This is a genomic window from Streptomyces sp. NPDC002896 (assembly GCF_040295225.1).
Classification (GTDB): domain Bacteria; phylum Actinomycetota; class Actinomycetes; order Streptomycetales; family Streptomycetaceae; genus Streptomyces.
The window spans coordinates 15,443-35,478 of sequence record NZ_JBEOVA010000056.1 but is presented as its reverse complement, the minus strand read 5'-3'; the positions used below and the strand labels follow the sequence as shown (position 1 = coordinate 35,478).

Here is a 20,036-nt window from a genome sequence, read left to right as displayed (position 1 = left end):
GCGCTGCCGGTCGATGTCCGGCCGTCCCGCCCGGATCGGCGCCCTGTCTGCCATCTTGCCCACCTCATCGAATCGCCGCACCGGCTCTTGACATCACCCTAAATCTACCTTGCTAGACGGAACGGATGTTTCTTTCGGAGGGCAGCGCTCTAGGGCGGGCTCGGGGTGACACATTCCGACCTCGAGACCCGAGGGGGAAATCCGGCGGTCATCGATGGCGGTAACTTACGCCCGCACCAGTGTCAGCGCTGCAACCAGGTCCGGCCTCGACGGGGCAGAGGCAGCGCCACTGAGCCGTGGTACTCACATTCCCCTGTCCGACCTGCTTGCAAGACGGACAGGGGACCTCATTAACAGACCTCCGAACGCCTTCTTGAGGGACACCGGCAGGAGGAGCACGCCATGCCAACGATGCGGGACTCACCGTCCAGCCCCGACGATCTGGCGATCGCCCTCGACGCGGCCACCCATCTGTCGGCCGAGACCGACTCCCCAGGGGGCTCCCATGCTGTTGTGCGCCGGAACAGGCGACCGCTTCTGCCGGGAACACGGGAGCGGTCGTCTGGCGGTTGTGCCGCAGGGGCGGGGGCTCAGTCGCCGAAGCGCGCCACGAGGCGGCCGGTGACCTGCCCCTTGGCCAGGCGGTCCAGGCCGTCGGGGATCTGGTTGAAGCCGATCTCCTCGTACGTCGGGGCGATGGAGCCGTCGAGCATGAGCTGGTAGAGCTCCTCGATGTCCGCGACGGTGCCCCCCATGGAGCCGATGAGGTTCTTGTTGCGCAGCAGCGCGATGGACGGGATCGTCATCTCCCTGGCGCCGATGCCGACGGTGACGACGGTGCCGCCGGGGCGGATCGCGTCGATGGCCGCGGCGGCGGTGTTGAAGCCGGCATAGTCGACGACGAGATCGAAGTTCTGGCCCTTCCACTCGGCCGCCTCGGCGACCGTTCCGGCCACGCCGAGGCCCAGGGCAAGTTCGCGCACCTCCGCCTTGGGCTCGGCCACGTGTACCTCCGCTCCCTTGAGCACCGCCGCGCGCGCCCCGATCTGGCCGAGGCCGCCCAGGCCGATGACGCCGACCTTCATGCCTTCCTTGGCGCCGCCGCGCACGACCATCGCGTGGTAGGAGGTCATGCCCGCGTCGGTGGCCACCGCACCCAGGGCTATGTCCAGGCCCTCGGGGACACGGGCGAGGTCGTCGGCGTGGACGAGCTGCTTGCCCGCGAAGCCGCCGGGGGCGAAGAACCCGGGGATCGGGCCGGTGCCGGACGGGCACACGCCGACGCGGTCGCCGACCTGCCAGTCGGTGACCCCCTCGCCGATGGCGCTGATGAGGCCGGCGGTCTCGTGGCCCAGGGTCATCGGGGTGTAGGGCATGTTGGCCTTGGTCCCTGGGTTGGTCATGTACGTGATGTCCGAGTGGCACAGGCCGCAGGCGCGCACGTCGACGACGACCTCGCCGGAACCGGGGACGGGGTCGGGGACCTCGTTGAGGACGAGGGGCTCGTTGGTCTCGACGAACTGCCAAGCCTTCATGGTTTGCGCTTCCTTCTCCCAAGGGCCGGGCGACGGTGCCCGGCGTCGGCGGGCCCGCGGCAGGCCCGCGCCCGGAGACTAGCCCCGGACCCAATCAAAGGCAACACCCTGTTGCCTTTCTTGTCGTAGGGTCCGGTCAGGGGTGAGGAGGGCGGCGCCTCCGTCGGCTGCGCTGGGTTACATTCACCGGTGATGGAGACGACGACCAGGCGCACCCGCGGGGTGCAGACCGGCCCGCGCAGCCGGCAGGTGATCAGCAGCGTGCGCGCGGCGACCCTTGCCGAGCTCGAGCGTGTGGGATTCACGGCAATGACCGTCGACGCCGTCGCCAGGGCCGCCGGGGTCAACCGCACCACGATCTACCGCCGCTGGCCCTCCAAGGCCGCCCTTCTGGCCGCTGTCGTCGAGCCGCTGCTGCAGCGGTACGACGACATTCCCGAGAGCGGCGACGCGCGCAAGGACCTGGTCGCGGTCATGCTGATGATCCGCGAGGCCTGGGCCAGCCCCGAAGGGCAGGCACTTCGCGCGGCGGCAGGCGCCGCCCATCACGAGCTGCAGTCCCTGGTCGAGCAGGTCACCGAGCGGTCTCTGGCACCGCTGCGGCGCGCCCTGGGCCGCGCGGCCCGGCACGGCGACATCTGCGAGGAGGACGTGGCGATGATCGCGCACCTGGCCTTCCACGGTGTGGTGACCTGGCAGCGATCCCCGAGCGCCCCGCTGACGGATGACGACTGCCGCCGCATGGCACGCATCCTCCTCGGGGCCGCAGGAGAGGATGTGCCACCGCCCTGACCCGAGCGGAAGATGCGTGCCAGCTCGTCCACGCCCTGCCGGACGATGGCGGCATCTGCCGCCACTCACTTCTTCCTTCCGTTCCCCATCCCCGCCGACTCCCGATACGAGCCAGGGTGGTCGCTGCCGCCGGTCTCCGATGACGATCCCTGCGCTGCCCCTGCCCGGATCTGCTTGCAGTGCTGACGCTGGTGCGGGCGTAGGGGTATCGCCATCGATGACCTCCGGATTTCCCGTGGATTCGTTCTGGCCGGCCTTGGAAGTCTGGGTATGTCACCTCGAGCCCTGCACTCTGTTCTCTTGGGGGAAACAGGCGTTCTGGACAGCGGCGGAATCAGGGTGGCTTCGAGTCGAAGCGATGTCAAGGGCCAGTGCGGCGATTCGATGAGGTGGGCAAGATGGCAGACAGGGCGCCGATCCGGGCGGGACGGCCGGACATCGACCGGCAGCGCGACCCGCTGGCGAGGGCATCGAGCTCCTGACCCTGATGGTGGACAGCGACGAGGGGGCCCACGGCGTCCGCGAGCTCGGCACCCGGCTGGGCGTCAGCCCGAGCACCGCTCATCGGCTGCTCGGTGAACTGGAGAAACTGGGGATGGTCAGCCGGACGGCGCCTAAGCGTGCCCGAACCGGCCGCGCTCGTCACACGGTTAGCCGCCAACCTCGCCGAACGCATCGGCGGGGCCAGCCCACACACTGAACAGCCCAGCCCTCGCCGGCAGCCCCGCCGAACTCCTTGACACCGGTAGTCGAGGGGGTCACACTCTCCTCGCTAAAGCAATCAGTCGTTCCGTTGAATGGAACGCAGGTATGAGGAAGCTTGTGTCAGTCCTCTACGCCTGTCGAGCCTGAGTGCCCCTGGGCGGTTGCCCGAGATCGTCGTCGCACGCCCGGAGATCCTTATTCCACGGAACCGGTGTCCGGTTCACGCGCGGCGCTGCGGACGTACGCCCAGGGCAAGGCGATCACCGTCGATCATGCCTACCCGAGAGAGACACGATGCACCGATCCGAAGAGGTCAGCGGCGATTTCATCTCCGAAGATGTCGATGACGTCCTCCGTTCAGCACGCCCCGCCCCGCTCATCATCGCGGTCCTGATCTTCGCGGCCGTCGTCAGCTCGTTGGAGTCGACGATGATGGCCAACGCCCTCCCGCAGATGATCGTCATCTTCCATACCAATGCAGCCGACGCCAGTTGGATGCTCACGGCGTACACATTGGTTGGCGCGGTGTCCGCCGCGCTCTGCGGGCGGCTCGGCGACCTCTACAGCCGCCGCAACATGATCATCATCCTGCTACTCATCTCGGCCGCGGGCTCGATTGTCAGCATGTCCACGGACACACTCACCGGGGTCGTCGCCGGCCGGGCGCTCCAGGGCGTCGCCGGTGGCCTCCTCCCCCTCTGCTTCGGCCTTGCCCGGGAGAACCTGCCGAAGAAGCGGGTGCCTGTGGCGACCGCCTGGATCGGCGGCGCCACCGTGCTGTCCGGGGCGTCAGGCATGGTCATCTCCGGCTTCCTGATCGACCACACGAGCTGGCACTACATCTTCGTCACCACCGCAGTGGGCGGGCTGCTCGCCGCCGCTGCCTCTTCGCTGCTTCCCAAGTCGACCGTCGCCGCCAAGGTGCAGCGCATCGACTGGGTGGGCGGTGTGCTGTTCGCGCCCGCCATCGCCCTGGTGCTGTTCGGCGTCACCAAGTCCAGGACCTGGACCTGGCTCGACAGCCGGACGGTCGGCACCATGCTCGCCGGCCTCGTGCTCATGGCCGTCTGGGCCTGGTGGGAGCTGCGCCTCGACAGCCCCATGATCAACGTCCGCAGCCTCGCCAACCGGAAACTCGCCCTGACCACGCTCGCGACGATGGCCGTCGCGGCCGGGCCAGTGGGCGTCACCGGCTACCTGCTCAACCTCATCAAGCAGTCCCCGGAGATCGCACCCGTCGGCCTCGGCCTCAGCGCGACCACGGCCGGGCTGCTCGCCTTCTGCACCGGGATCGTCGGTTTCCTGCTCGCACCCCTCAGTGGCCGGATCTCCGCCCGCACCGGCTCCCGGCGCGCCCTCATCATCGGCACAATCTTCGGCATCACCAACGCCATCGTCCTCTCCCTGTTCTGCGGCAACGTCGTCGGCGTCGTCGTCTCCTCGGTGTTCCTGTCTGTGGCGACGACCTTTATGCTCACTTCGCTGCCCAACCTCGTCATCGAGAGCGTCCCGGCGGAGAACACCAGCGAAGCCACCGGTGTCAACGCGGTCGCCCAGACGGCCTTCAGCGGCGTGGGCATCTCGGTGGCCGCCCTGATACTCAGCAAGTCGACCGTGTCCGGTACCCCGTTCAGCACCAAGAGCGCCTTCTTCGAGGTCTTCGGCCTGATCGGAGGCTGCTCTGCCCTCGCTCTGGTCCTCGCCCTGTTCATCAGCCGGACTCCGCGTACGACCGCCGACGCACGCCCCGCGGTGGCAGTCCAGGAGGCATGAGCGCCCCGATCCCGCACCGTCTTGCCGACCAGCCCTAGGAGACATCATGACCACCAACACCCGCCTCGAATCCGACGCCCAGACCCACGAGGAGGCGGTCGAGAGCGTCCGTGACGCGATCGGCGCCTATTGCCATGCCCTGGACGACGGTCGGGTCGACGATCTCGTTGCCCTCTTTACCGCCGACGGCGTCTCCGCACTGCCTGGCATGGAACCGGTCGAGGGGCACGACGCCCTGCGCCAGCTGTACCGCGGACTGACTCCGCAGGCACCGCAGCGCCATCTCGTGGTCAACACCGTTGTCACCGAGCAGGGAGACCGGGCCACTGCCCTCAGCGACCTGGTGTTCCTGGCACGGGGCGAGTCGGGCTGGGCCGTCAGCCTGGTAGGTCGCTACGAGGACGTCCTGCGCCGGGAGAATGGCCGCTGGCGCTTCGCGCGCCGTTCGCTGTCCTTCGCCGGAGCCTGATCTGCCGCTGCGGCGGGTGGATGCCGCGTACGACGTGCCGCAGCTCCGTCAGCGCGTTCTCGGCTTGCTCCTGGGCCTCGTCCAGCAGCTTGCGGGTGGCCTCGGGGTCATGGTCGTAGGCGCGTTCGGCGAGCCCGATCCGCATGGACAGCGCCACGAGCTGTGCTTGTGCCCCGTCGTGACCGGCGGTGACGGACCGTCGACGAGGTACGGGGCAGCTGCGCATGCCTCGCTACAGGCAGGTGGTCATGGTGGGATTCCCGCCCTGCGCACCTGCGTGGTGTGTTGTGAGGCTAGTCGTTGAAGGTGACGATGATCTTTTCGGCTGCGCCTGGGGTGAGGGCGAGGCCGAAGGCCCGCTCGGCCTCGGTGAAGGGGATGCGGTGGCTGATGAGCTTGGCGAAGCCTTCGTGGTGTTCGGCGAGTTGGGCGGTCACCTCGAAGATCTCCGTGGGGTACCCCTGGGAGGCGATCAGGGTGAGTTCGCTGCGCAGCATGCCGCCCAGATCGATGGCGTCGGACTTCTTCTGCACGGCGACCATGACCAGCTTGGCGCCCCATTTGGCGGTGTCCACGGCGGTGTTGAACAGCGTACGTCGTCAGCGGCGACAAGCGAGTAGTCACATCCGGAACCCGTGTGCCCGCCGGCCCTGCGCGTCACCGACGGGGGCCGCGCCGCACTCACGCGGCGCGCGCCCTCTCACCAGGCGGTCCAGCCGCCGTCCACGGTCAGGGTGGTGCCGGTGACAAAGCGGGAGGCGTCCGAGGCGAGGAACACCGCGGCGCCGCCGAGTTCCTCGGCGCTGCCCACTCGGCCCAGGGGAGTGCCGCCCACGATCCGGTCGCCCCAGCGGCTGGCCAGGAGCCCTGAGCTGAGGTCGGTGTGGAAGTAGCCGGGTGCGAGGGCATTGACGCGGACTCCGCGGTCGGCCCATTCGACGGCGAGCGACTTGGAGAGTGCCTCGACGCCTCCCTTGCTGGCGGCGTAGGCGGCGATCCGCTCGAAGCCGGTGCTGGCGTGCACCGATGAGACGTTGACGATCGAACCCGAGCGCTGCTCCAGCATCACCTTGCCTGCCTCGCGGCAGCAGTAGAAGGTGCCTTGCAGGTTGATGTCGAGGACGTGCTGCCAGTCCTCGTCGGTGACCCGCTCGCTGCGGGTGAAATGAGGGCTGACACCGGCGCAGTTGATCACCGCGTCCAAACGGCCCGTCCACTCGGTGATCCGCTCGACCATGGCCCGGACGGCGGCGGAGTCGGCGACCGAACCGGGCAGGACCAGCACCTTGCCGCCGTGCCCGGCGAGTTCGGACTCGAGCTGCTCGAGGTCCGAGGCCGTGCGTGCCGTCACCGCCACGGTCGCGCCGGCCTGGGAAAGGGCGACCGCGATCGCGCGTCCGAGGCCCTTCCCGGCCCCAGTGACCCAGGCGGTCTTCTGGTCGAGCCGCAGTTCGCTGTTCACGTCGGTCATGAGCGGCCCTCCACGGGTATGTCGCGCAGCGTTCGCTTGAGGACCTTCCCCGAGGGCGTACGGGGCAGCTCGTCGACGAAGTCGAAGCGGGTCGGCACCTTGAACTTTGCCAGCCGTGCCCGGCAGAACTCCCGCAGCTCCTCAGCCCCGGCGCTCGCTCCCGGCCGCAACACCACGAACGCGCGCGGGACCTCGCCCCAGCGGGGATGCGTCAGCCCGACCACGGCCGCCTCCAGCACGGCCGGATGCTCGTACAGCACCCGTTCGACCTCCGGCGTGGCGATGTTCTCGCCGCCTGAGACGATCATGTCCTTCTTCCGGTCGTCGATGAAGAGGAAGCCGTCCTCGTCGACGTGTCCGATGTCGCCGGTGTGGAACCAGCCGTCCTTCAGGGCGGCGGCCGTCGCCTTGTCGTCGCGCCAGTACCCGGCGAAGACCTTGGGGCCGCGCAGGGTGATCTCACCGAGTTCGCCCGCCGGCACTTCCTTGCCCTCGTCGTCGACGATCCTGACCCGAGTGTGCGGGACGGGACGCCCGACCGAGCCCAGCTTGGACAACGCGTGCGCGCGGTCCAGGAAGGTGTCGCCCGAGACCGTCTCGGTGAGACCGTAGGCGTCGGCGAACCAGGCGTTGGGGAAGGCGTTCATGATGCGCCGCAGCACCGGCTCGGGCGTCTTCTCACCGCCGCCCAGCACGAAGCGGACCGACGTGGTGTCGTACGTCTCGCGGGCTGGGACCTCCAGGACCGCGTTGACCATGGCGGGCGCCAGCCACACGTTCGTGACGCGGTGCTCCTGGATCGCGCGGAGGGCACCCAAGGCGTCGAACTTGCGCTGGAGAACCACGGCGCCGCCCGCGTAGAGGGTCGCAAGGGCCGGCATGTCGAGGCCGCCGACGTGGTACAGCGGACCGCAGACCAGCGTGGTGTCCGCCGCGGTCAGGCCGAAGTGGACGATGTGGGCCAGGTTCTTCGCCTGCAGATTTCCGTAGGTGATGCGGACGCCCTTGGGGCGCGAGGTGGTGCCGGAGGTGTACATCAGGCGCTGCAGGTCCTCCGGCCCGACGTCCACCGGCTCCACGCGACCGCCGGGGTGGCGGGCGAGCAGCTCCTCGTAATCTGACCATGGTCCCGTGGGAGTGCCCTCGACCAGGATCCGGTGCTCCAGGTCCGTCAGGCAGCCGGCGCTCCTCTCCACTGCAGGGACGAACTCCGGCTCGGTGATGATGGCCTTGGCCTGGGCGTGGCCCAGGATGTACTGCCACTCCTCCTCGGACAGCCGGTAGTTCAGCGGCAGGAGGACCGCGCCGATGCGGCTCGCCGCATAGACCAGTTCCAGGAACTCCGGACGGTTGTAGAGCAGCAGGCCGACGACGTCGCCGCGCCGGATGCCCAGGTCGGCCAGCCCGGCAGCCAATTGATTGACCCGGTCGTGCAGTTGACGCACCGTCAGGCGATGTTCCTCCTGTGCGACGACGGCGGCGTCGGGCCGCTGGGCCAGGTGGTAGTCGAGGATGCTCGCGAAGTTGTGCACGGCTCACTCTCGCTCTGGGTGTTCGACGATGACCGCGTATGCCCCAGCTCACGGGCAGGTTGGATCCCGACCGGTCGGTTGCCCACTGCCAGGATTTAGTGTACCCCTTGGTCTATAAAACTTGTTGCCGCACTTTACGTCGGCGCGAAGGCATCGACAAGCGCCCGCGCGCCCGCGATGTGCTGGAGCCGACGAGGAGGCCCTGTGCCACGTATCCACCTCGACAGCGAGGGACCGGTCGTCACGGTCCGCCTGGACAACCCGCCGATGAACGCCTTCGACGCCGCACAGAGGGAGGAGCTCGCCACCTGCGTGCGTGAGCTCGCGGACTCCCGCGACGTGCGGGCCGTCGTGGTCTATGGCGGTGAGCGGCTGTTCGCCGCCGGGGCGGACATCAAGGCGCTGGCCGCGATGGGGCCTGAGGAGGTGCGCGGCTGGAACCGCGCTCTGCAACGGACCTTCGACGAGGTGGCGCGGTTGCCGATGCCCATCGTTGCGGCGGTCACCGGGTACGCGCTCGGCGGGGGACTGGAGCTGGCCCTCGCCGCCGACTACCGGGTGGCGGGCGAGGACGCCGTGCTCGGCCAGCCGGAGGTGCAGCTCGGGATCATGCCGGGGTCGGGCGGCACCCAGCGGCTCACGCGGCTGGTCGGCCCGTCGCGGGCGAAGAACCTGCTGATGACGGGCCGCAGGGTGGGGGCCGACGAGGCGCTGCGGATCGGACTCGTGGACGAGGTCGTGCCCGCGGGCCAGGTCCTCGACGCCGCACTCGGTTACGCCCGGCGGCTCGCCGAGGGGCCGTCGGCGGCTCTGGAGGCGATCAAGGAAGCTGTGGACCACGGGGGCGACGGCGGCATGGCCGCCGGACTGGCTCTCGAACGGTCCCTTTTCACCGGGGTCTTCGGCACGGCGGACGCCGCCGCCGGAATCCGCTCCTTCATCGAACACGGCCCCGGGCGGGCGCGTTTCGACGGCCCCGCGCGAGACGCCTAGGCGCGGCGTGGAGCCGTACGAGAACGGAGCTCATACGACAGGAAAGGGGTGCAGGACATGAAGGCACTGCGCTGGCACGGCGCCCGTGATCTGAGGCTGGAGGAGGTGCCCGACCCGCCGGAGCCCGGGCCGCACGAGGCGGTCGTGGAGGTCTCCTGGTGCGGAGTGTGCGGCACCGATCTGCACGAGTTCCTCGAAGGTCCGCACATGATCCGGGAGAGTCCGCACCCGCTCACCGGCGCCAGTCCGCCGCTCGCCCTCGGGCATGAACTCAGCGGCACTGTGGTCGCGTTGGGCGCGGAGGTGTCCGGCATCGCGGTCGGCGACCGGGTGACCACGGACCCCGTCTGGCGGTGTGGCGTCTGCTTCTGGTGCGTCCGTGGCGAGTACCACATCTGTCCCAAGAGCGGATCGGTGGGCCTCGCCTCGCCCGGCGCCTTCGCCGAGCGCGTCACCGTGCCCCTGGCTGGACTGACCCGCCTGCCCGACAACGTCAGCGACGAGATGGCCGCCGTGGCCGAACCCCTCGCCGTCGGCCTGCACGCCGTCACCCGCGCCGACGTACGGCCGGGCGACAACGTCCTGGTCGTCGGCGGAGGACCGATCGGCGTCGCGGTCGTCCTCGCTGCCCGCATGGCCGGCGCGGCCGGTCTCTACGTGAGTGAACCGCTGGCGGGACGACGGGAGATGCTGCTGGGCATCGGCGTCACCGAGGCCTTCGACCCCCGCGAGACCGACGTGCGCCGCGAGGTGTTCCTGCGCACCGGCCGCATCGGCCCGGACGTCGTCATCGACGCGACCGGTGTGGCCTCGCTCGCGGCTCAGGCCGTGGCCACCGTCCGCCGCGGCGGGCGGGTCGTGCTGGCCGGTGTCGGCCACGGCAGCGTCGAGTTCGACATGGGACAGCTCGTCTTCTACGAGCGGTCCGTCCTCGGCACGCTCGGCTACAACTTCGACATTCCCCGTGTGATCAATCTGATGAGCACCGGGCGCCTTGACGCCTCGGCGCTGGTCACCGGGCGTTTTCCGCTCTCCGCAGGAGCCGGGGTCTTCGCGGACCTGGCCGTCGACCGGGCCCGGCACCTCAAGGTTCTGCTGACCCCGAAGGGATAAGGAACATGGATTTCGACCTGCCTGAGGAGACCCTCGCCCTGCAGGACATGGTCCGCGAGTTCGCGGCGAAGGAGATCACGCCCAACGCGGCGGAGTGGTCGGAGAACGAGGCGTTCCCGACACAGGTCTTCACCAAGCTGGGAGAGCTCGGTCTGATGGGCATGCTTGTGCCCGAGGAGTACGGCGGCACGGGCTCCGACATGGTCACGTACGTCGCGGTGATGGAGGAACTCGGAGCCGCCGACCAGTCGGTGGCCTCCTCCTGGAACGCGCACTCCACCATCGCCACCCTCCCACTGCTCGCCTACGGCACGGAGGAGCAGAAGCAGCGCTGGCTCGCCCCGCTGGCCCGTGGCGAGGCCATCGGCGCCTTCGGTCTGACCGAGCCGGAAGCCGGCTCCGACGCGGCCGGCATCACGACCGCCGCCCGCCGTGCTGACGGCGGCTGGGTGATCAACGGCACGAAGATGTTCATCACCAACGCCGGGACCGACATCAGCCAGGGCGTCACCATCCTGGCCGTGACCGGCCGGGATGACGACGGGCGTAAACGGTACGCGACCTTCTACGTGCCGACCGGCACGCCGGGCTATGCCTGCGGCCGAAAGCTGAAGAAGCTCGGCTGGCACGCCATGGACACCCGGGAGCTGGTCTTCTCCGACTGCTGGATACCCGACGACCACCTGATCGGTGAGGAGGGCGGCGGCCTGCGCCAGTTCCTGTCCGTCCTCGACAAGGGCCGCATCAGTGTCGCCGCGCTGGGCCTGTCGCTGGCCAAGGCGGCGCTGAAACTGGCCGTCCAGCACGCCACAGAGCGGCACCAGTTCGGCCGGCCGCTGTCGGGCTTCCAGGCGGTCGCACACAAGATCGCCGACATGGGCACCGAGTTCGAGGCCGCCCGGTGCATGGTTTACCGCGCCGCGTGGCTCGCCGACCAGGGCCGCCCGTACAGCACGGCGTCCGCCATGGCGAAGCTGTATGCCTCCGAGGTCGCCAACCGCGTGGCCTCTCAGGCGGTGCAGATCCACGGCGGCTACGGCTACGTCCGAGAGTCCGAGATCTCGCGCTTCTACGCCGACGCCAAGATCCTCGAGATCGGCGAGGGAACGAACGAGATCCAGCGCAACGTCATCGCCAGGGCGCTGGTCGAGGAGGCATGACGTTCGGCCCGCGGTGCGCAACCGCGCACCGCGGGCCGAACGTCAGCCGGCGGCGGAAAGGGGCTCCCACGCCGCCTCGGGATCGAGCGGCAGGTCGGGCCGGTCGCGCTTGAACGCCTCGGCCTGTGCCTCGACATCCGGTAGTTCGTGACCGGGGGCGGCGAAACCGCGGAACAGGGTCTCGCAGTACTCGCGGGACAGGAACGCGGCGTCCCACCGGCCGTCCGGTTTCACCCACTGGTAGGTGTGGTTGTGCAGGTTGAGGAACTGCAGAGTGGCCAGGCGCAGGTCGGCCACCCGGAAGGTCCCCTCTTCCACGGCTTCCGTCAGGAGGCCGGTGATCAGGTTCTCGAATTCGGCACGCTGACCCAGCAGGGTCTTGAGCTCCGCGCCGCTGAGACTGCGGTAGTCGTGCTCATAGACCCAGATGTGGTCGAGCCTGCGGAAGATGATCGTCAGCAGCGACTCCGACAGCAGGCGCAGCCGCAGCAGGGGATCCGTGTCGAGGGCCGCGATCTGCCGTGTGCGGGACAGCAGCGGCCCCATCACCCGCGACTGGATCTCGACGAGCAGGTTCTCCTTCGAGCCGATGTAGTAGTACAGCGCTCCCTTGGCAAGCCCCACCGCGCGGCCCAGGTCGTTGATGGAGGTCGCCGCGTAGCCCTGCTGGGCGAAGAGCGAGGCCGCGATGTCGATGATCTTCTGACGTCTGACCTCGAATCCCGGTCCGTGACCCGGCGGTCGTGGCATGGGTTCCCTCCCCGCTTGATGTGACGACAAGTCGATCAGCAATCGACTCCCGCGCCCGCGTCGGACAGCTCTCGGCATATCCGGGGGAAGCGGACTGCGGGACGCCGCTTAATTTGCTAGACCAAACGGTACATTAAAACTTGGAATCCAGACGGCACATGGGCGCGCCGTCTGCGCGAGCATAGCGAGGACGCTCATGACTCAGGCACCGCAGCACACCGGCACCGGCTCCGCGCACGCGGACGACCTCGTGGAAATGTACCGCCGGATGCGTCGCATACGGCGGTTCGAGGAACGGGCGTCCGAGCTGTACAAGGCGACGGAGATTCCCGGCTTCCTGCACCTGTCGATCGGGCAGGAGGCCAGTGCCGTCGGAGCCTGCTGGCCGCTCAGCGCCCGGGACGGCATCACCTCCACCCACCGCGGCCACGGCCACGTCCTGGCCAAGGGCCTCGATACGGCGTCGATGATGGCCGAGTTGATGGGCAAGGACGCGGGGACCTGCCGCGGCCGCGGCGGTTCGATGCACATCGCGGACCCGGGCCTCGGCATCTACGGCGCCAACGGCATCGTGGGCGCCGGACTTCCGATCGCCGGGGGAGTGGCGACCGCGGCCAAGCTGCGCGGCCGGGGCGACGTGGCCGTGGCCTTCTTCGGTGACGGAGCGGTCGCCCAGGGCATGTTCCACGAGGCGGTCAACCTGGCGGCGGTGTGGGACCTGCCCGTCGTCTTCCTCTGCGAGAACAACCACTACTCCGAGTTCTCGCCCGCCGCCGAGCAGCACCGCGCCCCACTGTCAGCGCGCGCCGCCGGGTACGGCATCGGCTACGAGCACGTCGACGGCAACGATGTAGTCGCGGTGGCGCGGACGATGACCGAGGTGGTGGATCGGCTGCGCAAGGGCGGCGGCCCGGTCCTGGTGGAGGCGGAGACCTACCGCTGGCACGGCCACTACGAGGGCGACCCCGAGCGCTACCGCACCTCTGAGGAGGTCGCCGCCGCCAAGGAACGCGACCCGCTGCTCGTGGCCCGCCGGCACCTTCGGGCGGCGGGTGTGGAGAGCGCGCTGGCGGATGCCGTCGACGAGGAGATCGACAAGGAGATCGATGCGGCGGTCGAGTGCGCGAGGAGTCTGCCGGAGCCCGCTCCCCAGGCACTGTACGACTTCGTCTCGGCCCCGCGTGCCGCCGTACCCGAGCCCGCCCCGCTCCACGGCGACGCCGAGATCTTCCGCACGATGGACGCCGTACGCCTCGCCATCGAGCACGAACTCGCCGCCGACCCGGACGTGTTCGTGGCCGGCATCGACGTCGGCGCGGGCGGCAATGTCTTCGGGCTCACCCGGGGCCTCGCCCAGGCATTCCCCGGCCGGGTCCGCGACACCCCGATCAGCGAGAGCGCCATCGTGGGCACCGCGGTCGGCGCGGCCATGGCCGGTATGAAGCCCGTCGTCGAGATCATGTACATGGACTTCATCGGCGTCTGCCTCGACATGCTGCTCAACCAGGCCGCCAAGCTGCGTTTCATGACCGGCGGACGCGCCTCCATGCCCCTCGTGGTGCGCACCCAGTTCGGCGCCGGGCGGTCCTCCGGCAGCCAGCACTCGCAGAGCCTAGAGGCGCTGCTCGCGCATATCCCCGGCCTGACCGTGGTGATGCCCTCCAACCCGGCCGACACCTATGGTCTGCTGCGGGCCGCCATCCAGGATCCCAACCCGGTGGTCTTCGTGGAGAACCGGCTCCAGTACGGCTTCAAGGGCCCCTGTCCCCCGGCCGGCCACCTGGTCCCGCTGGGCCGAGCCAAGGTGGTCCGCGAGGGCACCGACATCACCCTGGTCTCCTGGTCACGGATGGTCCAGGACTGCCTCGCCGCCGCAGAACTGCTCGCCGCCGAGGGGGTGAGCGTCGAGGTGATAGACCTGCGCACGGTCGCCCCGCTGGACCGCGAGACCGTCCTCGCTTCGCTCGCCAAGACCAACCGGCTGGTCATCGCACATGAGGCGGTACGGGACTTCGGTGTCGGTGCCGAGCTGTCCGCGCTCGCCGTCGACGAGGGCTTCTGGCACCTGGACGCACCCGTCACCCGCGTTGCGGCGCCGCCGATGCCCGCCCCGTACGCCCCTTCACTGGAACGGCTCTGGCTGCCGTCGCGCGACACCATCGCCGACACGGTTCGGCGTATCGCGGCGGTGTGAACTGCTGACCGGACGACAAGGGGATGCCCCAGGACCACGTCCTGGGGCATCCCCTTGTCGTCCGTATTTCGTATGTCAGACGGTCGCGACCGGAGTGAGCGGGCTGCCCTGGGTGCCGGGCAGGTTCAGCGGGGGAGCCGTCAGCAGGAACCGGCTGCGGTTGTGCTCGCGCAGCCAGGCGGCGAGGTCGTGCAGGTACCACAGCTCGCCGAGCGGTACGCCCAGCTTGAAGAGGCACAGATGGTGGATCGGCAGCAGGGTGTGCGGGCCCTGGGCCTGCGTGACCCCGACACCCTCGACCGCGTAGTTGTCCGCCACCAGCCCCGATATCTGGGACTCGGCGATCCACTCCAGCAAGGCCGGGTCGTCCGCGTCGAGGTAGGCGGCGGTCTGGTGGATGGCCACGGGGTCCGGGTTCTTCTCCCAGGCGAGGAGCTGGGTGGCGAAGCCGGTGTGCAGCAGGAGTATGTCGCCGGGTTCGACGACGACGTTGTCCGCGGCCATGATCTCCTGAAGCTGCTTCAGATTCACCGCCTGGTACCCGGTGCCGAGGTGGTGGGCGATGTCGATGAGGACGCCGCGGCCCTGGACCCCGTGCGCGGCCATGTGCTCGAGACCCAGGTGGCGGGCGAAGCCGATGCTCCCACTGCCGTCGCCCTTGGCGTCCTCCTGCGGTCCGACGATGTCGGCGCCGGGCCGGAAGCCGTTGTAGTAGACCGGCTCGGCAACACCGTCGCCGTCGGCGTCGAACTCGGCGCCCTGGTGGGCGAGAGCGTCCCACTGGGTCGAGTACTGCAGCCAGAGGGTCACCACGTCGTCGGACCACACGTCGATGAGGTCGGGCGAGAAGTGCTCGCGCGCCTTGATGTTGTAGAAGACGTCCTGCTTGTGCTGCAGGTCCTCGGTCGGCCTCAGGATCGGCGGGTACCGCCGCTGGTTCAGGGACGTTCCGCCCGGATAGTCGAGCGGCAGACTCAGGCTGAAGGTGATCCCGTGCTCGACCTCGCGCACACCCTGGAGGACCTTCTCGGCGGTGAGCAGATTGATGCGGCCCAGTTCGTCGTCGTCACCCCAGTCGCCCCACGTCGAACCCGGCGGACGCTGCTTCCAACGCTTCGTCACGATTACGCCTCCTTTGGCGACAGTCCCGGTGACAGCCGTCGGCATGCTATTGAGATTGTACCGATCGGTCAACAAGTCGAGTTTGCCTGGTAATAGCCTCTCCCTTTATGGCGTGAAGAGCAATAGACTGACCGGTCGAAACACATGGTGGGTTCTGCTGCCGGAGTGCAGGCCCATTCGACCTTGGAGAGACGATGAGCGAATCCACACAGGCGTGGGTCGCGGCGGGCGTGCGCGCCGTGATCGGAGCCCACACCCAGGCGCAGGACGCCGGCCGTACCGACGACATCGTCGCGCTGTACACGCCCGACGGAGTTCTCGAGATACCGGGCATGGACCCCGTCGAAGGACACGACGCGCTCCGCGAGGCCTTCAAGGGCTGGGCGCCGACGCAGCCGCAGCTGCACCTGGTCTCCAACACCGTGGTCACCTCGTCGTGCGAGGACGAGGCGACGGCGGTGAGTGACGTGGTCTTCCTCCTGCGCGGTGAGGCTGGCTGGGCTGTGCAGATCGTCGCCCGTTACGACGACACGTTCCGCCGTGTCGACGGCAAGTGGCTGCTGCGGCGGCGCGGCACCACCTTCAAGGCGTAGTCCCCTGACGTACTGCTGCACCGCACTGAACTCCCCCGAGAGAGAAGGCAGATGACCATTTCCATCGAGGCCGCCCTGGCAGGTGTACAGACCGCCATCGCCGCCTACGCCCATGCCCTGGACGCGGGCCGTACCGAAGCCATCGCCGACCTGTTCACCGAAGACGGCGTCGCCGAGATCACCGGTCAGGGCACCTTCGAAGGCCGGGGCGCCATCCGCAAGGCCTTCGGGGCCTTCGCTCCGCAGGCTCCGCAGCTGCATCTCGTCGGCAACACCATCCTCACCTCCCCGCCGGGGGACGAGGTGACGGCCAGCAGCAACCTGGTCTTCCTCGCCCGCGGTGACGAGGGCTGGGCCGTACAGTTTGTCGGGAGCTACGAGGACACGCTGGTCCGTGTGGACGGCGTGTGGAAGTTCCGCAAGCGGGTCACGAGCTTCAAGTAGCCCTGGCGGCGAACGCCCGCACCGCCGGTCCCGTGACGGGGCGGCGGCGCGGGCGTCCGTGTGTCAGGGGTGCTCAGGACCTCGCCTCCTCCGCCTTGGCGAAGGCGAACGCCGGGAAGTCGTTCTCGATGGACTCGCGGATCAGTTCCTGGAGCTTCCACCGCCCGGTCGGGTTCAGCAACTGCTTGACCGGCTTGCCGGGGATGTTGGCCCCGTAGAAGTAGCTGCTCTTGAGGAAGGAGGACTGGCCCTCGTTGTCGTTGACCAGGTTTGTCCACTCCTGCTCCGCGGGGTCGGTTACCTCGACGACGTCGTGGCCGTAGTCGCGCGCGTGGACGAGCACGTCCATGACGTAGTCCACCTGGTCGCCGGAGTAGCGGGGGTTGTTGCCGAGCGCGCCGTGCGGACCACCGGGGAAGAAGAAGTTCGGGAAGCCGGCGGTCGCGACCCCAAGGTAGGTGGACGGGCCCTCCGCCCAGTACTCCTTGAGCGGCAGACCCTGCCGGCCGCGCACCCCGAGCCGGTTGAGAGCGCCCGTGCCGAAGTCGTAACCGGTCGCCCAGATGATGATGTCGCATTCCCGCACGCCCTCGGACGTCTCGACGCCGGTCTCGGTGATGCGGGTGATCGGCGTCTCGTTGAGGTCCACGAGAGAGACGGTCGGCTTGTTGTACGCCTCGTAGTAGCCGGTGCCGAAGGGGGGCCGCCGTCCGCCGTAGCCATGGCCCTTGGGGATCAGCTTCTCCGCCGTCTCGGGGTCCTTGACGATGCTGCGGATCTTGTCGGCGATGAACTCGCACCACTCCTGGTTCACGACGGGGTTGACCGTCATGTCCATGTAATGCTCGGAGAGCTTGGTGAAACCGGGGCTGTTCCACTTCTGCTCGTAGAACTCCTGCCGCTGCTCCGGGGTGTCGTCGAGGCCGGAGCGCATGGTGATCTGGTGGAGGAAGCCGCTCGGCGAGGTGTTGAGCGTGTCGCGGATGGACTCGAAGTCCGCCTTCAGTTCTGTCTGTTCCTCGGCTGTGATCGGGCGGTTGTTGAGTGGTGTGAGCCAGTCGGCGACCTTCTGGTACACCGTCAGGGAGGCCACCTCGTCCGCGATCGCGGGGACGATCTGCACACCGCTGGATCCGGTGCCGATCTGGGCCACGCGCTTGCCGGAGAAGTCCACGGGTGTCTTCGGCCATCGGCCGGTGTGGTGCTGCTCGCCACGGAAGTCCTCGCGTCCGGGGATGTCCGGTATGAACGGCACGGACAGGATGCCGGTCGCCGCGACCACGAACCGCGCCCGGTGCTCGGTGCCGTCGCCCGTCCGTACGGTCCACGTCCCTGACGGATCGTCCCAGACGGCCGACGTCACCTTCGCACCGAAGAGGATGTGGCGTCGCAGATCGAACCGGTCGACCACGTAGTTGAAGTACCGCTCGATCTCCGGCTGGCCGGCGAACTGCTCCGACCACTCCCACTCCTCCCACAACTCCTTGGAGAACAGGTAGCCGTACGTGTAGCTCTCGGAGTCGAAGCGCGCCTCGGGGTAGCGGTTCCAGTACCAGGTGCCGCCCACGCCGCTGCCGGCCTCGAGCAGCTTCGCCGAGAAACCGGCCACGCGGGCCCGGTACAGCTGGTAGATGCCGGTGACGCCGGCACCGACGACCAGCACGTCTACCTGGTCCGCCGGGCTCCGCTCCGGTGCCTGCGCCTGCGTGTCGGGCGCCGCCTCCGGCGCCTTCGTCGATTCGCTCATCTGCCCTCCAAGGTGACAGGGGCCGCTGCTCCCGCGTGAGCCATGAATGATGTTTCGACCGGTCGGTCGAATATTCAGGCCGAGCGTAGAGGAGGGGGTGGGCCCGAGCAATGGTCGCGATGCTGCGGGTTCGGGATCTGGGTGCCTCGTCGACGGTGGGCTCGGTTCGCGTCGCGGGCGGCCGAACCGGGGAGACCCATTGATTGTACCGACCGTTTGATTTAACTTTCGCTGAGGCGAACCACACAATGTCGTGCCACAGGAGTCGCGTATGAGGACCAACGACGTCCAGGGACCCACCGCCGCCGAGCTCGACGGAGCACAGCCCGCCCAGGCTCCTGCCGAGTCCGGGACCCCCACCGATCTGCGGGCCGCGGGTCTGAGGGCCATGCGCACCGCGCTGCCCGGGGTCTTCCCGGAAGGCGACATCGACCTGCGCGACGGCCGCCTCGGGGAGGACCTCGTCGAGATTGGGCTGACCAGCGTCTGGGGCGCGCTGTGGGGCCGCGAGGGGCTCGGCAGCCGAGACCGCAGTCTGGTCACGCTGGGTGTTCTCATCGCGCTGGGCGCCGAGGCAGAACTGAAGACCCACGTCCGGATCGCCCTCACCAACGGAGTGACCAAGGACGAGATCGCCGAGGTCATCTACCACGCCGCCGGCTACGCCGGCTTCCCCCGTGCGACGGCGGCCCGCACCGCCGCCCGCGAGGCCCTGGGCGAGTAGCGGAGTCGGAGACCGCTGCCGCGGCCGAGCAGAGCATCGGGCCGCAGGGCGGTCGCCGGAAGGTGTGCCCGTCCCGGAGCCGGAGTCTCTCTCCGCCCGGGGCGTCGGTACCTGACATCACGTACACAAGGAGCGCGCATGTCACTGGAAGGAAGGGTCGCGGTCGTTACCGGCGGCGCCCGCGGGATAGGGCGGGCGGTCGCAACCGTCCTCGCGGCCCGAGGTGCCGCGGTGTCCGTCTGGGACCTGAACGTCGAAGGAGCCGAGAAGGCGGTCGCGGAGATCCGCGAAGCGGGCGGCACCGCCATCGCGGTGGGCGGCGACGCGGCCGACGCCACCGCCGTGGCCGCGTCGGCCGCGCGGACCCGAAAGGAGCTCGGCCCCGTCGCGATCCTCGTCAACAATGCCGGGATTACCGCCTATGTGCCCTTCACCGGCATCAGTGAGGCGGCGTGGGACCGCATGATCGGGATCAATCTCAAGGGGCCATTCCTGGTCACGAAAGAGCTGGTGCCCGACATGCTGGCGACGGGCTGGGGCCGGATCATCAACATCTCCTCGTCGTCGGCACAGACCGGGGCCCCCGCCATGGCCCATTACGTGGCGTCCAAGGGCGGAGTCATCGGCCTCACCAGGGCGCTGGCCATCGAGTACGCCGACAAGGGAATCACTGTGAACCACGTCCCGCCCGGCTTCATCGATACCCCTCTGGTGCGCGAGGGGCCGGTCGACGTCGACGCGGTCGCGGTCACGATGCCGATGAAGCGGGCGGGGCAGCCCGAGGACGTCGCCTACGCGGTGGCGTACCTCGCCTCGGAAGAAGCCGGCTACGTGACCGGCCAGACCCTCAGCACCAACGGCGGGCGTTACCTGGTGTGAGCCCTTCGGTGCCGATGTCGCGGTCAGCGGCCGTGGAACC

Annotated in this window: 19 protein-coding genes and 1 pseudogene; 12 read left to right on the top strand and 8 right to left on the bottom strand. The window is 68.9% G+C overall.

The features are described 5' to 3' along the window. Positions 1-590 precede the first annotated feature (590 nt). The gene (locus ABT009_RS44570) at positions 591-1,535 is read right to left on the bottom strand and encodes a zinc-binding dehydrogenase (protein WP_351308225.1); all 945 of its coding nucleotides are present in this window, start codon (positions 1,533-1,535) and stop codon (positions 591-593) included. A 192-nt stretch (positions 1,536-1,727) separates the two neighbouring features. On the opposite strand from ABT009_RS44570, the gene ABT009_RS44565 reads away from it, so the two are divergent. The 4 genes from ABT009_RS44565 (at position 1,728) to ABT009_RS44550 (ending at position 5,274) form a co-directional block, all read left to right on the top strand. Continuing rightward, a complete protein-coding gene (locus ABT009_RS44565; RefSeq protein WP_351308223.1) occupies positions 1,728-2,327 on the top strand; it encodes a TetR/AcrR family transcriptional regulator in 600 nt (199 codons plus the stop codon). A 487-nt stretch (positions 2,328-2,814) separates the two neighbouring features. Beyond that, positions 2,815-3,027, top strand: coding sequence for a helix-turn-helix domain-containing protein (locus ABT009_RS44560; RefSeq protein WP_351308221.1), 213 nt, complete (start codon positions 2,815-2,817; stop codon positions 3,025-3,027). 299 nt (positions 3,028-3,326) lie between these two features. Next, positions 3,327-4,805, top strand: coding sequence for an MFS transporter (locus ABT009_RS44555; RefSeq protein WP_351308219.1), 1,479 nt, complete (start codon positions 3,327-3,329; stop codon positions 4,803-4,805). A gap of 46 nt (positions 4,806-4,851) precedes the next feature. Further along, positions 4,852-5,274: a nuclear transport factor 2 family protein gene (locus ABT009_RS44550; protein WP_351308218.1), complete on the top strand. Its 423-nt coding sequence runs from the start codon at positions 4,852-4,854 to the stop codon at positions 5,272-5,274. 10 nt (positions 5,275-5,284) lie between these two features. On the opposite strand, the pseudogene ABT009_RS44545 reads toward ABT009_RS44550, so the two are convergent. The 4 genes and pseudogenes from ABT009_RS44545 to ABT009_RS44530 all read right to left on the bottom strand — a co-directional run. Then, positions 5,285-5,455 (bottom strand): annotated as a pseudogene (locus tag ABT009_RS44545) (histidine kinase); the annotation flags it as partial. A gap of 112 nt (positions 5,456-5,567) precedes the next feature. Beyond that, positions 5,568-5,849, bottom strand: coding sequence for a hypothetical protein (locus ABT009_RS44540; RefSeq protein ID WP_351308216.1), 282 nt, complete (start codon positions 5,847-5,849; stop codon positions 5,568-5,570). 125 nt (positions 5,850-5,974) lie between these two features. Continuing rightward, on the bottom strand, positions 5,975-6,745 hold the full coding sequence (locus ABT009_RS44535; RefSeq protein WP_351308215.1) for an SDR family NAD(P)-dependent oxidoreductase: 771 nt from the start codon (positions 6,743-6,745) through the stop codon (positions 5,975-5,977). Beyond that, positions 6,742-8,277 carry an acyl-CoA synthetase gene (locus tag ABT009_RS44530; RefSeq protein ID WP_351308213.1) on the bottom strand — a complete coding sequence of 512 codons (1,536 nt, stop codon included), beginning with the start codon at positions 8,275-8,277 and terminating at the stop codon, positions 6,742-6,744. Before ABT009_RS44530 ends, ABT009_RS44535 begins: the two co-directional genes overlap by 4 nt. A gap of 177 nt (positions 8,278-8,454) precedes the next feature. Here ABT009_RS44530 and ABT009_RS44525 point away from each other — a divergent pair, with 177 nt between their 5' ends. Genes ABT009_RS44525 through ABT009_RS44515 form a run of 3 tightly spaced genes read left to right on the top strand, consistent with a single transcriptional unit; the run spans position 8,455 to position 11,543 of the window. Further along, the gene (locus ABT009_RS44525) at positions 8,455-9,270 is read left to right on the top strand and encodes an enoyl-CoA hydratase/isomerase family protein (protein WP_351308210.1); all 816 of its coding nucleotides are present in this window, start codon (positions 8,455-8,457) and stop codon (positions 9,268-9,270) included. Positions 9,271-9,327: 57 nt separating this feature from the next. Continuing rightward, entirely contained in the window at positions 9,328-10,383 is a 1,056-nt protein-coding gene (locus ABT009_RS44520; RefSeq protein ID WP_351308208.1) for a 2,3-butanediol dehydrogenase, read from the top strand. Positions 10,384-10,388: 5 nt separating this feature from the next. Next, complete coding sequence (locus ABT009_RS44515; RefSeq protein WP_351308206.1) at positions 10,389-11,543, top strand: acyl-CoA dehydrogenase family protein; 1,155 nt, start codon at positions 10,389-10,391, stop codon at positions 11,541-11,543. A 42-nt stretch (positions 11,544-11,585) separates the two neighbouring features. On the opposite strand, the gene ABT009_RS44510 is transcribed toward ABT009_RS44515, so the two are convergent. After that, positions 11,586-12,293 (bottom strand): TetR/AcrR family transcriptional regulator, encoded by a 708-nt coding sequence (locus ABT009_RS44510; protein WP_351308203.1) that lies wholly within the window; start codon positions 12,291-12,293, stop codon positions 11,586-11,588. 196 nt (positions 12,294-12,489) lie between these two features. On the opposite strand from ABT009_RS44510, the gene ABT009_RS44505 reads away from it, so the two are divergent. Then, positions 12,490-14,487: an alpha-ketoacid dehydrogenase subunit alpha/beta gene (locus tag ABT009_RS44505; protein WP_351308201.1), complete on the top strand. Its 1,998-nt coding sequence runs from the start codon at positions 12,490-12,492 to the stop codon at positions 14,485-14,487. 75 nt (positions 14,488-14,562) lie between these two features. Here ABT009_RS44505 and ABT009_RS44500 read toward each other — a convergent pair whose 3' ends face one another. Next, positions 14,563-15,609 carry a cyclase family protein gene (locus ABT009_RS44500; RefSeq protein ID WP_351308198.1) on the bottom strand — a complete coding sequence of 349 codons (1,047 nt, stop codon included), beginning with the start codon at positions 15,607-15,609 and terminating at the stop codon, positions 14,563-14,565. A 194-nt stretch (positions 15,610-15,803) separates the two neighbouring features. Here ABT009_RS44500 and ABT009_RS44495 point away from each other — a divergent pair, with 194 nt between their 5' ends. Together ABT009_RS44495 and ABT009_RS44490 are read left to right on the top strand one after the other, a co-directional pair. Continuing rightward, positions 15,804-16,202 (top strand): nuclear transport factor 2 family protein, encoded by a 399-nt coding sequence (locus tag ABT009_RS44495; RefSeq protein WP_351308196.1) that lies wholly within the window; start codon positions 15,804-15,806, stop codon positions 16,200-16,202. A gap of 51 nt (positions 16,203-16,253) precedes the next feature. Beyond that, positions 16,254-16,646 (top strand): nuclear transport factor 2 family protein, encoded by a 393-nt coding sequence (locus ABT009_RS44490; RefSeq protein WP_351308193.1) that lies wholly within the window; start codon positions 16,254-16,256, stop codon positions 16,644-16,646. Positions 16,647-16,719: 73 nt separating this feature from the next. On the opposite strand, the gene ABT009_RS44485 is transcribed toward ABT009_RS44490, so the two are convergent. Continuing rightward, on the bottom strand, positions 16,720-18,393 hold the full coding sequence (locus ABT009_RS44485) for a flavin-containing monooxygenase (RefSeq protein WP_351308190.1): 1,674 nt from the start codon (positions 18,391-18,393) through the stop codon (positions 16,720-16,722). Positions 18,394-18,664: 271 nt separating this feature from the next. Here ABT009_RS44485 and ABT009_RS44480 point away from each other — a divergent pair, with 271 nt between their 5' ends. Together ABT009_RS44480 and ABT009_RS44475 are read left to right on the top strand one after the other, a co-directional pair. Continuing rightward, positions 18,665-19,117, top strand: a complete 453-nt coding sequence (locus tag ABT009_RS44480) for a carboxymuconolactone decarboxylase family protein (RefSeq protein WP_351308187.1) — start codon at positions 18,665-18,667, stop codon at positions 19,115-19,117. A gap of 138 nt (positions 19,118-19,255) precedes the next feature. Next, positions 19,256-19,996 (top strand): SDR family NAD(P)-dependent oxidoreductase, encoded by a 741-nt coding sequence (locus ABT009_RS44475; RefSeq protein ID WP_351308184.1) that lies wholly within the window; start codon positions 19,256-19,258, stop codon positions 19,994-19,996. Positions 19,997-20,036 lie beyond the last annotated feature (40 nt).